Source organism: Kitasatospora sp. NPDC127116, from assembly GCF_042677365.1.
Classification (GTDB): Bacteria; Actinomycetota; Actinomycetes; order Streptomycetales; family Streptomycetaceae; genus Kitasatospora; species Kitasatospora lactacystinica.
On the sequence record NZ_JBHXTL010000061.1, the window covers coordinates 1 to 15,462 of the forward strand.

At 75.1% G+C, this 15,462-nt stretch carries 11 protein-coding genes; 10 read left to right on the forward strand and 1 reads right to left on the reverse strand.

The window, feature by feature from the left end:
• Nucleotides 1-232 precede the first annotated feature (232 nt).
• From ACFVHV_RS23420 to ACFVHV_RS23455, 8 genes are all read left to right on the forward strand, one after another.
• Complete coding sequence (locus tag ACFVHV_RS23420; protein ID WP_380353155.1) at nt 233-1,387, forward strand: glycosyltransferase; 1,155 nt, start codon at nt 233-235, stop codon at nt 1,385-1,387.
• 396 nt (nt 1,388-1,783) lie between these two features.
• Nucleotides 1,784-3,307, forward strand: coding sequence for a sugar transferase (locus ACFVHV_RS23425; RefSeq protein ID WP_380353157.1), 1,524 nt, complete (start codon nt 1,784-1,786; stop codon nt 3,305-3,307).
• Between the two features lie 6 nt (nt 3,308-3,313).
• Nucleotides 3,314-4,660: an O-antigen ligase family protein gene (locus ACFVHV_RS23430; RefSeq protein WP_380353159.1), complete on the forward strand. Its 1,347-nt coding sequence runs from the start codon at nt 3,314-3,316 to the stop codon at nt 4,658-4,660.
• Nucleotides 4,657-6,396 (forward strand): lipid II flippase MurJ, encoded by a 1,740-nt coding sequence (locus tag ACFVHV_RS23435; protein WP_380353161.1) that lies wholly within the window; start codon nt 4,657-4,659, stop codon nt 6,394-6,396. The genes ACFVHV_RS23430 and ACFVHV_RS23435 overlap by 4 nt, the downstream gene beginning before the upstream one ends.
• On the forward strand, nt 6,386-7,237 hold the full coding sequence (locus tag ACFVHV_RS23440) for a polysaccharide deacetylase family protein (protein WP_380353163.1): 852 nt from the start codon (nt 6,386-6,388) through the stop codon (nt 7,235-7,237). The genes ACFVHV_RS23435 and ACFVHV_RS23440 overlap by 11 nt, the downstream gene beginning before the upstream one ends.
• Complete coding sequence (locus ACFVHV_RS23445; RefSeq protein ID WP_359903338.1) at nt 7,234-8,349, forward strand: glycosyltransferase; 1,116 nt, start codon at nt 7,234-7,236, stop codon at nt 8,347-8,349. Before ACFVHV_RS23440 ends, ACFVHV_RS23445 begins: the two co-directional genes overlap by 4 nt.
• Before the next feature lie 49 nt (nt 8,350-8,398).
• Nucleotides 8,399-9,538, forward strand: a complete 1,140-nt coding sequence (locus ACFVHV_RS23450; RefSeq protein WP_380353164.1) for a Wzz/FepE/Etk N-terminal domain-containing protein — start codon at nt 8,399-8,401, stop codon at nt 9,536-9,538.
• Entirely contained in the window at nt 9,535-10,695 is a 1,161-nt protein-coding gene (locus ACFVHV_RS23455) for a GNAT family N-acetyltransferase (protein WP_359903332.1), read from the forward strand. The genes ACFVHV_RS23450 and ACFVHV_RS23455 overlap by 4 nt, the downstream gene beginning before the upstream one ends.
• 4 nt (nt 10,696-10,699) lie before the next feature.
• Here the strand turns inward: ACFVHV_RS23455 and ACFVHV_RS23460 are convergent, their stop codons facing one another.
• Nucleotides 10,700-11,944 (reverse strand): glycoside hydrolase family 26 protein, encoded by a 1,245-nt coding sequence (locus ACFVHV_RS23460; RefSeq protein ID WP_380353166.1) that lies wholly within the window; start codon nt 11,942-11,944, stop codon nt 10,700-10,702.
• Between the two features lie 369 nt (nt 11,945-12,313).
• Here ACFVHV_RS23460 and ACFVHV_RS23465 point away from each other — a divergent pair, with 369 nt between their 5' ends.
• Together ACFVHV_RS23465 and ACFVHV_RS23470 are read left to right on the forward strand one after the other, a co-directional pair.
• The gene (locus ACFVHV_RS23465; protein WP_380353168.1) at nt 12,314-13,363 is read left to right on the forward strand and encodes a hypothetical protein; all 1,050 of its coding nucleotides are present in this window, start codon (nt 12,314-12,316) and stop codon (nt 13,361-13,363) included.
• A 257-nt stretch (nt 13,364-13,620) separates the two neighbouring features.
• Entirely contained in the window at nt 13,621-15,219 is a 1,599-nt protein-coding gene (locus ACFVHV_RS23470; RefSeq protein ID WP_359903323.1) for an ABC-F family ATP-binding cassette domain-containing protein, read from the forward strand.
• Nucleotides 15,220-15,462 lie beyond the last annotated feature (243 nt).

The following is a 15,462-nucleotide window of genomic DNA, read 5'->3' on the forward strand; positions in this document are numbered from 1 at the left end:
CGCCGCGGCCCGGTTTGGTCCGCGGAGGGCCGCCGCCCCCGCGGGGCCCCCCGGGATACCCCACCCGCGCGATGCGGGGGGGTGTATCAATCGACGCGCTCGAATCGCCTGCCTATTCGTGCGCTTCGGTCTCCCGTACGAGCCGAAAGCCGTACGGGTGGCCGAACCGCCACCTGCGGGTGACGAGGGCCGCCCGGAACCGGCGGGCCACCCTAGGCTCGCCGCCGTGCATATGACGATCCTTCACATTTCACAGCCGGTGGACGGCGGGGTCGCCCGCGTCGTCGCCGATCTGGTCAGGGGCCAGCGGGAGGCCGGTCACCGGGTCATGGTCGCCTGCCCGCGCGGCGGGCGGCTGGCCGGGGAGGCCGCCGCGGTGGGCGCGCTGGTCCAGGACTGGCCCGCGCGGCGCTCGCCCGGCCCGGGCACCCCCGCCGAGGCCTGGCGGCTGCGCCGGATCGTCCGGGCGGCGGCGCCCGACGTGGTCCACCTGCACAGCGCCAAGGCCGGGCTGGCGGGCCGGCTCGCGGTGCGCGGCGCGGTGCCGACCGTCTTCCAGCCGCACGCCTGGTCGTTCGCCGCCGTCGACGGCGCGCTGGGCGCCGCCACCCTGCGCTGGGAGCGGTTCGCGACCCGCTGGGCGCACCGGGTGCTGTGCGTCAGCGTCCAGGAGCGGGCCGACGGTGTGGCGGCGGGGGTGCACGCCGACTGGGCGGTGGTGCCCAACGGCGTGGACGTGCGCCACTACGCGCCCGCCGACCGCCGCGCCGCCCGGATCGCGCTCGGTCTGGACCTGGACGCCCCGCTCGCGGTGTGCGTCGGGCGGCTGTGCCGGCAGAAGGGCCAGGACGTGCTGCTGGCCGCCTGGCCGGAGGTGCTGCGCCGGGTGCCGCGGGCCCGGCTGGCGCTGGTCGGCGGCGGGCCGGAGGAGCAGCGGGTGGCGGAGCTGGTCCGGCAGACCGCCGAGCCCGCCCGGATCCGGCTGGTCGGGGACGTGCCGGATCCGCGTCCGTGGCTGGCGGCGGCCGACCTGGTGGTGCTGCCCTCGCGCTGGGAGGGGATGGCGCTGGCCCCGCTGGAGGCGATGGCGGCCGCCCGTCCGGTGCTGCTGACCGATGTGCCCGGTGCCCGGGAGTGCCTGCCGCCGTCCGAGCTCGCGCGGGCGGTGGTCCCGCCCGAGGACGCGCGGGCCCTCGCCGCCCGAATGGGGGACGCGCTGTCCGATTCGATCGAATGCGAGCGACGCGGTGCCCGGTTGCGCGATCACGTGATCGGTCGGCACGACGTGCGCACCGTGGTCGAACAGGTGGACGTTCTCTACCGTCACCTGCTGGGTGCGGGACCGGCGTCGGGGCGGCGCCGGGCCCGTGTCCCGGAGCGGATCTGATCGTTTCACATGCCGTGAATGCCCGCCGTTTCCGGTGTTGTCGTATTCGCACCCTCGATTGGATGCGGAGGCGAGGCATTAAATCCGAAATACCTATTAATGGGCGGCTGGAATGAATCGGCAAGTCAACTTCCGCTCCGTACCGCCCGGTTCTGTATTGTCGGATTTTGCCTGCTTCGTTCAGATTTCATGCCGGGAATTCACGGCTGAGCTCCGTGCGACCGACTCCTTCGTGACCGGTTCCTTCGCAATCGGCCCCGCCACCGGACATCCGGAAGCCGCCAGCGGCAGCAGGCGCTGTCAGGACCGCGCCCACCGGGCCGGGACGGCAGCCCCGCGCCAGCCGGTGCCGGGGCACCGTCACCCCGGGCACACAGCAGGGGAGATCGTGCGCTGATGACCATTGACCACGACAGTGTGCCGCGCTCGGGAGGGCCCCTCTCCGGTCCCCGCCGGCCCGGTACCGGGCTGCTCGACCGGCCGGCGGGAGCGGCGCGCCCTGGGGTGGTCACGTCGCCGCGCCGGCCCCGCGGGGCGGTCCGCTCCCGGCTGGCCCTGTCGCTCGCCCTGGTCCAGGCCGACATCATCGCGCTGTGCTCCGCCGGCGGCATCGCCAACCACGCCGTCGACCCCGCCGCCCCGCTCGACCCCCTGCTCGGCGTCCCCGCCGTCCTGCCCCTGCTGCTCCTGCTCAACCTGGCCGGCGGCCTCTACCGCTCCCGGCTCACCCTCTCCGTCCTGGACGAACTGCCCGCCCTCACCGCCCGGGCCGTGGTCGCCACCGCCTTCGCCGTCACCCTGTCCGGCTGCCTCGACGGCCGCTGGCCCGACTGCGGCCCGGCCAGCCCCGCCCGGCTCACCGTCCTGCTCGGCGCCCAGCTGCTGATCGCCGCGCTCGGCCGCGCCGTCCTCTACCACCTGGTCCGGCGGATCCGCCGCAGCCGCCCCAGCCCCGTCCTGGTGCTCGGCGCCGGCCGGCTCGGCCGCCGGGTCGCCACCGCCCTGCGCGAGCACGGCGAGTACGGGATGCGCCCGGTCGGCTTCCTCGACGCCGACCCGCCGCTGCTGCCCGGCGGCACCGACCTGCCCGTCCTCGGCGGCCGCGAGGCACTGGAACGCGAAGTGCGCCGGCACGGCGTCCAGCAGGTGGTCGCCACCGCCGGCGCCGCCGACGAGGCCGAGACCGCCGCCACCCTGCGCGACGCCGCCCGGCTCGGCTGCCAGGTCTGGCTGGTGCCCGCGCTGCGCGAGTACGGCTCGCTGCCCGCCACCCCGGTCACCGGCGGCGACCACCTGTGGGGCTTCCCCTGTCTGCGGGTCGGCCGCCCCGCGCGCCGCCGCCCCGGCTGGGCCGTCAAGCGCGCCCTGGACGTCACCGCCGCCACCGTCGGCCTGCTGCTGCTCGCCCCCGTCCTGGTGCTCTGCGCGCTCGCCGTCCGCTTCGACACCGGCCCCGGCGTGCTCTTCCGCCAGCAGCGCACCGGCCTGGACGGCAGGGTCTTCACCGTCCTCAAGTTCCGCACCCTGCGCCCGAGCAACGAGCACGAGTCCGCCACCCGCTGGAACATCTCCCAGGACCACCGGATGGGCACCGTCGGCCGGCTGCTGCGCAAGAGCTCGCTGGACGAGCTGCCCCAGCTGTGGAACGTCCTGCGCGGCGACATGAGCCTGGTCGGCCCGCGTCCCGAACGGCCGTACTTCGTCATGAGGTTCGGCCAGGCCTACCCCGAGTACGCCGACCGCCACCGGGTCCCGGTCGGCCTCACCGGCCTGGCCCAGGTCAACGGTCTGCGCGGGGACACCTCCATCGAGGACCGGGCCCGCTTCGACAACCGCTACATCGAGAGCTGGAGCCTCTGGCAGGACGTCAAGATCCTGTGCCGCACGGCGGTCCTGATGCTCCACCCGGACGGGAGCTGACCCCGCGTGGCCCTGACCCTCCCCGCCCTCCACCGCCCGGTCTTACGCGGGGCCCTGCCCGCGCTCGCGCAGCGCACCAGCCCGCTGGCCGCCGCCACCGTCCTGCTGGTCTGCGTGCCCACCGGGCAGAAGGACGTCGCCGCCGCCTTCCACATCACCGCCGCCGACCTCGCCTCGCTGGCCCTGGTCGCCCTCACCGCGCTCGACCTGCTGCGCGGACGCCTGCCCGCGATCAGCCGCACCGCCTGCGCCCTGTTCGGCGCGGTCGTGGTCGCCGCCGCCGTCGCCACCGTCGGCTCGATCGACCCCGCCGCGAGCGCCACCGGCTTCGTCCGCCTCACCCAGGTGTTCGTCCTGGTCCCCGCCGCCGTCCTCTGCTCCCTGCGCGACCGCACCGACCAGCGCCTGGTCCTCGGCTCCTTCGTGCTCGCCGCACTGATCCAGGGCGCGGTCGGCGCCAAGCAGTACCTCACCCACACCGGCGCCTCCTACACCGGCCAGCCGATCCGGGCCGTCGGCACCTTCGGCGCCCTCGACATCATGGCGATGTCCAGCGTGGTCAGCTACGGGCTGCTCGCCGCCCTCGCGCTCGGCCTCGCCGAGCGCGGCCCCGACGGCAACGCCCGGCTGCGCCGCGCCATGTTCGCCGCCGCCGCATTCCTCGCCCTCCCGCTGGCCGTCTCCTTCAGCCGCGGCAGCTGGATCGCCACCGGCCTCGCCGCCACCGTGCTGCTGCTGCGCGTCGACGCCCGGCTGCTGGTGCGCGGCGCGGTCCTCGGCCTGGCCGCCGCGGTCGTCCTGGTCGGCGGCCTCGGCCTCGGCGGCTCCGGCGTCACCAAGCGGCTCAGCTCGATCGGCTCCGTCTCCGCCGCCCCCGACCAGTCCGTCTCCGACCGGTACGACCTGTGGTCCACCGCCGGACGGATCTGGCAGGACCACCCCGTGCACGGCGCCGGACCCAAGGCCTTCCAGCAACTGCGCGACAGCCACGCCCCGCTGCGGCTGTCCTCCGGCAGCGACGCCGCCGACGCCACCATCGGCTTCCAGCGCGAACCGCTGCTCTCCCCGCACAACATGTACCTCCTGGTGCTGAGCGAGCAGGGCCTGATCGGCATCACCGCCTACGCCGCGCTCTTCCTCGCCCTGCTGACCGGCTGCCTGCGCCACCGCCACGGCCCCGGGCTCGCCGCACTCGCCCTGCTCACCTGGGTGCTGGTCGACTTCCTGTACGCGGACATCGGCGGCGCCACCACCGTGCTGACCTCCGTCGTCCTCGGCCTCGCCGCCCGCGCGGCCGCCCACCGACCCGAGCGTCCCGCCACCGGCCCGGTGGCCACCGGAGCGGCCCGGTGACCACCGACCCGCCCGCCGCCGTCGTCCCCTCCCTCCCGGCCCCCCGCGGCGCCACCGGCGAGGACCCGCCCGCCGAGCCCCACCCGGCCCCCCGGCGCGGCTTCCTCGCCAAGGCCTTCGGCATCACCGCCGTCCTCAGCGCCGCCGGCTCCGGCCTCGGCCTGCTGCGTGACCTCCTGCTGGCCCGCTACTTCGGCGCCAACCAGGGCACCGACGCCTTCCTGGTCGCCTGGACCGTCCCCGAGACCGCCGCACCGCTGCTGATCGAGGACGCCATGTCCTTCCTCATGGTGCCGGCCTTCGCCCTCGCCCTGGTGCTGCGCGAGGAGGACCCGGACGCCCCCGACCCGGTCCGCCAACTGGTCCGCGCCACCCTGCCCTGGCTGCTGATCGCGCTCGGCGGCCTCGCCCTGGCCGTCGTCCTGGGCGCCCCGGAACTGGTCGACCTGCTCGCCCCCGGCCTCACCGACCCCGCCCTGGCCGTCACCTGCACCCGGATCACCGCGATCACCGTGCTGCCCTTCGGCGTGGCCGGCTACCTGGCCGCCGCGCTGCGCGCCCACCACCGCTTCCCCGCCCCGGCCGGCATCTACGTCGCCTACAACCTCGGCATCCTCGCCGTCCTGCTCTGCCTCCACGCCTACCTCGGGGTGCGCTCCGCCGCCCTCGGCGTCGCGGCCGGCAGCCTGCTGATGGCCGGTCTGCTGGTCGGCCCCTTCCTGCGCCGGCTGCGCCAGGGCCCGCCCGACACCGGCCGCGGCCGCCGCTCGCGCCGGGCCCTGGTGCTGATGCCGCTGGCCCTGCTGCCGGTGGCCGCCTTCACCCTCACCCGCCAGTCGCAGGTCTTCGTCGAGCGCTACCTCGGCTCGGCGCTGCCGCCCGGCACCATCTCGCACCTCAACTACGCCGCCAAGGTCTCCCAGCTCGCCATGACGGCGGGTCTCCTGATCTGCACCGTCACCTTCCCGCTGGTCGCCCGGGCGCTCGCCGCCGGGGACCTCACCGCCGCCCGCGACCGGGTGGAGAAGGACCTCGGCCAGGCGGCGGCCGTCGTCCTGCTCGGCACCGCCTTCCTGATGGCCTGCGCCCCCTCGGCGGTCTCGCTGCTGTTCGAACGCGGCGCCTTCGGCCCGCACGACACCGCCGCCACCGCCGACGTGATCCGGGTGTACAGCTTCGGCCTGCCCGCCCAGGCACTGACCGGCGTGATGATCCGCCCCTACTTCTCGCTGCGCCCGGTGGTCCGCCGGGCCGACGACCCGGGCAGCGAGGACGGCCGCCGCCGGCTGCTGGACTGGTACCCGGCCGCCGCGATGGTGCTCGGCCTCGGCGTCACCGTCGCCACCGGCCTGCTCGCCACACCCCGCTTCGGCGCCCTGGGGCTGGCCGCCGGCAACGCGGCCGGCATCACCGCCGCCGCCGCCCTGCTGCTGCACGGCCTGGTGCTGCGGGGCATCCCGCTGCGGCTGCGCCGGGTGCTCGGCGGCCACGGCCGGCTGGTGGCCGCCGCCGCCGGGGCCGCCGTGCTCGGCGCCGCCGTCGCCGGACCGACCGCCGACCCCCTGCTCTCGACCCTCCTCGGGGGCCTCACCGTCGTGCTGGCCTTCGCGGCCCTCGGCACCGGGCTCGGCGCCCGCGAGGTGCGCGGCCCGGTCCTCGCCGTCGCCCGGGCGCTGGGGCCCGTCCGGAACCCGCCAACCGCCGCCGAAGAAGGGAAGCGTCCCGATGGACAATGAACGGGGCACCGTCCGTTCCGCCCGGGCGGGCGTCAGCAGCGCACCGCCGCACCGGGCACGACTGCCCAGGAGCCGCCACCCGGTCGGCGAACCGCCGATCCCCGGCTCCGCCTCCCCGTGGATCCTGATGTACCACTCGGTGGCGGTCGAGACGGAGGACCCCTACCGGCTCACCGTCAGCCCCGAGCGGTTCGCCGAACAGATCGCCTGGCTGCACCGGTGCGGCCGGCGCGGCGTCTCCGTCCGCGAGCTGCTGCGGGCCCGCGCCCTCGGCCGGGACGACAGGCTGGTCGGCCTCACCTTCGACGACGGCTACGCCGACTTCGCCCGGTACGCGGTGCCGATCCTCCGGGCGTACGGCTTCACCGCCACCGCGTACGTGGTCGCCGACCTGCTCGGCCGGGACAACGACTGGGACACCGAGGGCCCGCGCAAGAAGCTGCTCACCGTCCAGGAGGTCACCGAACTCGCCGCCGCGGGCTGGGAGATCGGCTCGCACGGCCTCGGCCACCGGGCGCTGCCCGGCCTGCCCGCCGAGGCCCTCGCCGTCCAGGCCCGGGAGAGCCGACGCCTGCTGGAGGAGGCCGTCGGCGGCCCGGTCACCGGGTTCTGCTACCCGTACGGCGCCGTCGACCTGCCCGCCGCCCTGGCGGTGCGCGACGCCGGGTACGACCACGCCTGCGCCATCGCGCACTCCCCGCTCACCGGCCGCTTCGCCCTGCCCCGCTGCTACGTCGGCGACCGCGACGGCGCCTGGCGGCTGCGGGCCAAGCAGGGCCGGCACCGGCTGCGCGACGCCGTCACCGAACTGCGCCAGGCCCGCCGGGAGCCGCGGCCATGAGGGTGCTGCACATCGTCACCGGACTGGCCGCCGGCGGCGCCGAGCGCCAGCTCCACCTGCTGCTGCGACACCTGCCGGCGCACCAGCAGTGCGAGGTGCTCGCCCTGACCAACCCGGGCGCGGTCGCCGCCGCGCTGCGCTCCGACGGCGTCACCGTCCACCACCTCGGCATGCGCGGCAACCGGGACCTCGGCGCGCTGCCCCGGCTGGTCCGGCTGGTCCGGGCCGGCCACTACGACCTGGTGCACACCCACCTCTACCGGGCGCAGCTGTACGGCCGGCTGGCCGCCCGGCTGGCCGGGGTGCGCGCGGTGGTCTCCACCGAGCACTCGCTGCACGCCGGGGTGATCGAGGGCCGCCCGGTCACCCGGGGCGTCAAGGGCCTCTACCTGGCGGCCGAACGGCTCGGCAGCACCACCGTCGCGGTCTCCCGGCAGGTCGCCCAGACACTGCGTTCCTGGGGCGTCCCGCCGGCCCGGATCGAGCTGATCCCGAACGGCATCGACACCTCCCGCTACCGCCTCCCGCCCGCCGAACGGGCCGCCGCCCGCCGTCGGGTGCGGGCCGAAATCGGTCTGCCGCAGGGGAGTTGGGCGGTCGGCGGGGTGGGCCGGCTGGTGCCCGGCAAGCGCTTCGAGGTGCTGGTCGAGGCGCTTGCCGGGCTCGACCCGGCCACCCGGCTGGTGCTGGTCGGCGAGGGCCCGGAACGCGCCGCGCTGGAGCGCCGGGCCGAGGAACTCGGCGTGCGGGAGCGACTGGTGCTCACCGGCGAGCGCGACGACGTGCCCGAACTGCTGGCCGCCCTGGACGTGCTGGCCGCCCCCTCCACCGCGGAGACCTTCGGCCTCGGCGTCCTGGAGGGCCTCGCGGCCGGGCTGCCGGTGCGCCACAGCGCCTGCCCGGCGCTCGACGAACTGCCGCCCAGCGCCGCCCCGCAGGCCCGCCGCATCCCCTCCGAGCCCGCCGCCTACACCGCCGCGCTGCGCGACCTGCGGCCGCTCAGCGGGCACATCGCCGACCCGCTGCCGCACCCCCCGGCCGTCGGCCACTACGACATCGCCCGGGTCGCCGCCGACCTGGGCGCCCTCTACGACCGGCTGGCCCGCGTCTGACCGCCCGCCACCGCCGGAACCGCCGTACCAGACCCAAGGAGCAAGACCCATGACCACACCGCGCCGAAGCGCCCGTCGCCTGGTCCGCCGCTGGTGGCCGGTGGTGCTGGCGGTACCGCTGGGCGCCGCGGCCGGCGCCGGGTACGCCGTCGTCTCGCCGCCGTCGTACGCCGCCAACGCCTACGTCCTCGTGGTCGCGCAGAACCCCGGGGAAGCCGCGATCGCCACCAACTTCGCCCAGGCGTACGGCCGGCTGGCCGGTCAGCCGCAGGTGCTCGCGGTCGCGGCCGCGGAGACCGGCCACACCCGGTCCGAGCTGGAGTCCCTGGTGCACGGGACGACCTCGCCGGACGCCCCGATGATCGAGCTCACCGGTACCGGGCGGCGCCCCCAGGAGGCCGCCCGGACCGCCGACGCGGTGGCCCGCTCGCTGGTCGCCTTCGCCAACACCAGCAGCAAGGACACCAACGTCCGGCTGGTGACGCTGTCCCCGGCCGCCGCGCCGGACAGGCCGACCACGCCCTCCGGGAAGCTGGACGTCGCGGTCGGCGGCGCGGCCGGGCTGCTGCTGGGCGCCCTGGTGATGATGAACCGCCGCCGGGGCGGCGCGGGGACGCCGGAGGCCGGCGGGAGTCCCGAGATGCCGCGGGTGCTGCGGGCCGCGCGGGCATCGCAGGCGGCGCAGGCCGTGCAGGCCGCGCAGGGATCGGAGGCCCCCGCCGCCTCCGCGCCGGTGGCGGTCCCGACGACGCCGCGCCCGCGCCGAGAGGAGCCGGCCAAGGCCAGGACCGCGTCCGGTGGCGACTCCGCGCCCGGTGCCGACGCCGGTGCCGAGGCCGAAGGGGTGAAGGCCGGGAGCGTGAAGGCCGAGAGCGTGGCGGCCGGGAACGTGAAGGCCGGGAACGTGAAGGCCGGGAACGTGACGGCCGGGAGCGTGACGGCCGGGAACGTGACGGCCGGGAGCGTGACGGCCGAGAGCGTGAAGAAGGGGAGCACGAAGGCCGAGAAGAAGACCGTCGGGAAGCCCGGCAGGAAGCCCGGCGCCGGGGCCGCGGCGGCGGAGCAGCCCCCGGCCGAGGACCGGACGCCCGCGGTGGAGGAACAGCCCTCCGCCGTCGAGCAGCAGGCCCCCGCCGTCGAGGACCGGCCCGCCACCCGGGCCAAGGCGCCGGCCGGGAGCGGACGATGAGCACCGAGACCCGCAGGAGCAGCCTGCCCGCCCGGGCGACGGCGCCGGCCTGGACCACCGAGCTCCTCGGCGAGGACGACGCCCTGGACCTCCTCGCCGAGGAGTGGGACGACCTGGCCGGCCGCTGCCGGACCGCCACCTTCTTCCAGGCCGCCGACTGGCAGCGCTCCTGGTGGCGCCACTACGGCCGCCCGGGCAGCCTGCTCGTGGTGCTGGTCCGCCGGGACGGCCGGCTGGTCGGCGCGGGCGCCTTCGTGCGCCGCGGCGGACCGTTCGGCGGCCTGACCGGCCTCGGCGGCGGACTGGTCGACTACACCGACGTCCTGCTCGACGACGAGTGCGCGGACCGGGCGGCCGCCGAGTTCGCCGCCGCGCTCCCGCTCACCCGCCCCTGGCACTGGCTGGAACTGCGCGAGGTGCACCCCGAGGCGGCGGTGCAGCGGGTGTACGCGCACTGGAGCGGCAGCCGCCGCCGCTACCGGGACTCGCTCTGCCAGTACCTGCCGGCCGTCCCGATGGACCGGCTGCTCAAGCGGGTGCCCGGCAAGACCGCCCAGCGCAGCCGGGTGAAGCTCCGCAAGATCGCCGAGGCCGGGGTGACGGTCCGCTCCACCCCGGCGGCCGAGGTGCCGCAGGCGCTGGACGGGCTGCTGCGGCTGCACTTCATGCAGTGGCAGGCGCGCGGCGTCACGCCCGAGCACCGCACCGAGCGGTTCGCGAGCCACCTGACCGAGTCCACCACCGGACTGGTCGCCTCCGGCAGGGCCACCGTCCACCAGTTCCACCTGGACGGCCAGCTGGTCGCGGTGAACCTGCTGCTGCTCTGTCCGTCCTTCGGCGGCCTGTACATGTACGGGGCGCACCCGGTGCTGCGCGAGCGGCTGGACATCGCCGGGCTGCTGTTCAGCGCGGCGTTGGACGAGACGGTCGGCGCGGGCGTCCCGGTGCTCGGCCTGCTGCGCGGCCAGGAGCCGTACAAGCAGCGCTGGCGGCCGGACCAGCTGTCCAACCACCGGCTGCTGCTCGGTCCGGCGGGGGCGGCGCCGGCAGCGGCCGTCCGCGCCGGGGCGGTGCGGGCCCGGCAGGCGGCGGCGCACCAGCTGCGCACCCGCTTCCCCCGGCTCAAGGAAGCGCTGCTGGCCCGCCGCCGCAGCTGAGCGCTCAGTGCCGGGCGTGCGGCGCGCCCGTCGGCCGTCCCGTCGACTTGCCCTTCGCCGGACGGGCCGACGGGCTCGCCGTCCTGCTCGGCGCGGTGCTGCCCCCGGGCACGGCGGGCGCGGCCGGCACGGCGGGCGGGCCCGGCGCCGCGGGCACGTCCTCCGCCGGGGTGGCCGTCGGCGCCGGTGCCTCCGCCGGTGCCGGCGTCGGCGCCCCCTTCGAACCGGACATCAGCTGTTTGAACGTGGCCGCCGAGCGAGGATTGCGCTCGCACTGGAAGAAGCCGTGCGGACAGTAGTCGGTGACGGTCTGGTAGGCGGTGTCGTGGGTGCGGATCCAGTCGACCATCCGCTGCACGAACTCGGGGTTGTCGCCGTTGCGGAACAGCCCCCACTCCGGGTACGAGACCGGCTTGCCGCGCTTGGCGGCGAACTCCACCTGGTCCTGGAGGCCGTACGGCTCGCGCACGTAGTCGTCGAAGGTGCCGCCCGCCGGCTGGTCGTAGTTGTCCATGCCGATGATGTCGACCACGTCGTCACCGGGGTAGCACTTGGTCCACGGGACGGCGTCCAGGCCCCGGCTGGGGGCGAAGTCGAAGCGGAACCGCTGCCCGGGCACCGAGCGCATCACCCCGACGATCCGCCGCCAGTACGTCTTCCACGCGGCCGGGTCGGGCTTGCAGCGGTGGGTGTAGGTGGTGCCGTTCATCTCCCAGCCGAGCGTGAGCACGGTGTCCGCGCCGCCCAGCGCGACCAGCCGGCGCGCGAGCTTGAGGAAGTGCCCGTCGAAGTCCCCACGCGCCCCCTGGGCCAGCAGGTCCGCGACCTCGCCGTCCGGCACCTTCGCCTCGCTGGGCACCAGCATCGGCACCCCGAGCACCAGCAGCCGGGACGGATCGGCCTGCCGCCACTGCGACCACAGCCCGAGCACCATCGGCTCGCCCTCGATGTCGCTCCAGCCGTTGCCCGCCAGATAGGTGTGGCCGACCTGCATGTTCGCGTCGCCCAGCCACTGCGCGTACCGGCCGATCTGCGGGATGTAGTCGTCCCAGGAACCGACGAAGGCACCGAACGGCGGCTCGTGGTTCGGCCGCTGGACCGGCGGGCGGGGGGCCGCGCCGCGGGGCTCGATGGCGTCCGAGGAGAGGGTGTGCCGTTCGGTCTGGCTGAACGGCGTCCCGGCCGGGACGCTGGCCGTGGCCATCAGCAGCAGGGTGGCGGCGGCCAGCGTCAGGCGGCCGATTCGCATGGTGCTCTCCTCCGGACGTCGCGTGGGCGGGGCGCACGGTCTCGGCGTGGACGGACCGTGGCGCCCCGCTCGCCGACAGTAGGCCCGAAGGGGGACGAAAAAGCCGAATGTCACCCTAAAGTGGGCGCCGATCGAACGCCGTCTGCCGCAAAGACCGGCGACCCGCGGTCATGTATCAGCTTGGTAACGGTCCTGTCGGGCCCCCGCGGCCCGCTCCGCAACGCCCGGCGCGGCGGCCGGAACGCCGACGGCGCAGGTGGGCGGGTGGACGTGCGGGAAGGGCGCGCGGGGCCGGGCGGGCGCCCGGCGGGACACGGCGACGGCGGAACCGGGCTGACTCGCGTGCCCGGTGAAAGGTACGCTCCGGCCGTGTCCTGGAAGCCGCTGCGTGTACTGACCCCCCGCTCGATCCTGCCTGCCTCGGCGGTGGTGCTGGTCCTTGCGGCCGGAGCGGCGGCGCACGCGAACAAGCCGGTGCCGTTCGGCGACCGGGTCGCGGGACCGGGCGACGCGGGGGCGACGCCGGTGAACTCCGAGTCGCTCAGCTCGGCCGACCTCGACCTGCGGGTGGGCCCCGGCCTGGAGGCCTTCCACAAGCGGACCGGCGAGCAGGCCTGGTCCTACCGCCGCGAGGGCGCCGAGGCGCTCTACCTGGCGATGGCCGGCGACAACGCGATCGTGGTCTGGGACGACGGCATGGTCACCTCGGTGCGCCCGGGCGACCACGAGGTGCGCTGGCACCGCGCGGTGCCGGGCCTGGCCGACTGGCTGCACGGCGACGGCGAGCCCGGCGCCGACAAGCGGACCGACGCCCAGCGCAAGGCGCTCGCCAAGCAGCGGGCCGCGGCCGCGCTGCACACCGTCCAGCGGGACGGCTCGCCCTGGCTGGCCCTGGTCACCCCGAACCTGACCATGGGCCTGCGCGACGCCGACGGCGACCTGCGCTACAACGACAAGCCCTCCGGCAGCTGCGTCTACGACCCGCTGCGCGCCGTCCACACCGACTACGCCGTGCTCATCCCGCGCACCTGCAGCAACAGCAGCGGGCAGGCCGTCTCCGGCGGCATCACCGGCTACCGGCTGGACAGCAACGGCTGGTCGATGAACGCCGGTCCGACCGCCACGGTCAAGGTGCTGGACCGCAGCCGGGTGGAGATCACCGACGGCCCGATCGTCCCGCCCAAGGTGTTCGACACCAAGGCGGCCGCGCCCGAGACGGCCTGCGGCAGCGTGGACGCGCCGTTCGCGGCGGTCCGTCCGCAGGGCGGCTGCGCGGCGGACCCGTCGGTGAACCCGGCCGTGGGCGACCTGCCGGCCAACCCGGCCGCCGGCGACCCGTCGGCCACCGGTACCGCGCCGGACGCCCCGGCGGCCACCGGAGCGCCCGCGGGGGACCGGTCGGGCGCGCAGCCGCAGTAGCGGGGACGACCCGCGGACGACGGCCTTCGGCCCCGGAACCGGCGGGCGGCAGGCCGCCGGATACCCCGGGCCGGTACGCCTCCGAGGGTGACACGGGGCCCGGTAGACTTGCCGCCATGGCTATTTTCTCCGGGCAATAGCGGGCGGCGGCGCCAGGAGGGCCGCGCCGACCGCCGATGAAGTCCCCCTCACGCCAACCCGGCCCCGGGTCAGTCCTGCCCGGCCGCCCGCCCACGTCCCAGGAGCAGCTCCCAGCCATGATTTCCGCCAACGCCCTCGAACTGCGTGCCGGTGCCCGGATCCTGATCGAGTCCGCGAACTTCAAGGTCGCCGCCGGCGACCGGATCGGTCTGGTCGGTCGCAACGGCGCCGGCAAGACCACGCTCACCAAGGTGCTGGCGGGCGAGGGCCTGCCCGCCGCCGGTACCGTCACCCGTTCGGGCGAGGTCGGCTACCTCCCGCAGGACCCGCGCACCGGTGACCTGGAGGTCCTCGCCAAGGACCGCATCCTCTCCGCCCGCGGCCTCGACACCGTGCTGAAGAAGATGCGCGAGAACGAGGAGCGGATGGCCAACGGCAAGGGCGCCACCCGGGACAACGCGATGAAGAAGTACGCCCGGCTGGAGACCGAGTTCCTCACCAAGGGCGGGTACGCCGCCGAGGCCGAGGCCGCCACCATCGCCGCCGCGCTGGGCCTGCCGGACCGCATCCTCGGCCAGCCGCTGCACACTCTCTCCGGTGGTCAGCGCCGCCGGGTCGAGCTGGCCCGGATCCTCTTCTCGGACTCCGACGTGCTGCTCCTCGACGAGCCCACCAACCACCTGGACGCGGACTCGATCGTCTGGCTGCGGGACTTCCTGAAGACCTACAAGGGCGGCTTCATCGTCATCTCGCACGATGTCGACCTGGTCGAGACGGTCGTCAACAAGGTCTTCTACCTGGACGCCAACCGCTCCTGCATCGACGTCTACAACATGGGCTGGAAGCAGTACCAGCAGCAGCGCGAGGACGACGAGAAGCGCCGCAAGCGCGAGCGGGCCAACGCCGAGAAGAAGGCCGCGACCCTCAACGCCCAGGCCGACAAGATGCGGGCCAAGGCGACCAAGACGGTGGCCGCGCAGAACATGGCCCGCCGCGCCGACAAGCTGCTCTCCGGGCTGGAGCAGGTCCGGGTGAACGACAAGGTCGCCAAGCTGCGCTTCCCGGAGCCGGCCCCCTGCGGCAAGACCCCGCTGACCGCCAGCGGCCTGTCCAAGTCCTACGGCTCGCTGGAGATCTTCACCGACGTCGACCTGGCGATCGACCGCGGTTCCCGGGTCGTCGTGCTGGGCTTCAACGGCGCCGGCAAGACCACCCTGCTGCGGATGCTGGCCGGGGTGGAGCAGCCGGACACCGGCGAGGTGATCCCGGGCCACGGCCTGAAGATCGGCTACTACGCCCAGGAGCACGAGACGCTCGACCCGGACCGCAGCGTGCTGGAGAACATGCGCTCGGCCGCGCCCGACACCGACCTGGTGCAGATCCGCAAGATCCTCGGTTCCTTCCTGTTCTCCGGCGACGACGTCGACAAGCCGGCCGGGGTGCTCTCCGGCGGTGAGAAGACCCGTCTGGCGCTGGCCACCCTGGTGGTCTCCTCCGCCAACGTGCTGCTGCTCGACGAGCCCACCAACAACCTCGACCCGGCCAGCCGCGAGGAGATCCTGGGCGCGCTGCGCGAGTTCTCCGGCGCGGTCGTGCTGGTCACCCACGACGAGGGCGCGGTCGAGGCGCTCGACCCGGAGCGGATCATCCTGCTGCCGGACGGCGTGGAGGACCTCTGGAACCCGTCCTACGCCGATCTGGTCTCCTTGGCCTGACCGGAAGTAGACGCGAGATCCGCTTTTCGGATGAGAATATCTAGTCCTTTCGGCGTGTCCGGGAATGAAGTAGACCCGGATTCCGTTTAAGGACTTTCCGTCGGCCCGCCACTCGATCGTGGTCGGGCCGACGTTGCTGATCAGCCCTTTCTCGGCGAACGGCCGGATCCGCCAGGGGGCGTGCACTCTGCGTGAGCGCCCTGATGCGCTCGGATCACCACCGAAGGACCACGCATTTCCGAC

What these genes read in the sequence shown, in the direction of transcription:
- ACFVHV_RS23440 (WP_380353163.1), top strand. Translation starts at nt 6,386, where the DNA reads ATGGACAATGAACGGGGCACCGTCCGTTCCGCCCGGGCGGGCGTCAGC.
- ACFVHV_RS23425 (WP_380353157.1), top strand. Translation starts at nt 1,784, where the DNA reads ATGACCATTGACCACGACAGTGTGCCGCGCTCGGGAGGGCCCCTCTCC.
- ACFVHV_RS23460 (WP_380353166.1), bottom strand. Translation starts at nt 11,944, where the DNA reads ATGCGAATCGGCCGCCTGACGCTGGCCGCCGCCACCCTGCTGCTGATG.
- ACFVHV_RS23420 (WP_380353155.1), top strand. Translation starts at nt 233, where the DNA reads ATGACGATCCTTCACATTTCACAGCCGGTGGACGGCGGGGTCGCCCGC.
- ACFVHV_RS23455 (WP_359903332.1), top strand. Translation starts at nt 9,535, where the DNA reads ATGAGCACCGAGACCCGCAGGAGCAGCCTGCCCGCCCGGGCGACGGCG.
- ACFVHV_RS23470 (WP_359903323.1), top strand. Translation starts at nt 13,621, where the DNA reads ATGATTTCCGCCAACGCCCTCGAACTGCGTGCCGGTGCCCGGATCCTG.
- ACFVHV_RS23445 (WP_359903338.1), top strand. Translation starts at nt 7,234, where the DNA reads ATGAGGGTGCTGCACATCGTCACCGGACTGGCCGCCGGCGGCGCCGAG.
- ACFVHV_RS23450 (WP_380353164.1), top strand. Translation starts at nt 8,399, where the DNA reads ATGACCACACCGCGCCGAAGCGCCCGTCGCCTGGTCCGCCGCTGGTGG.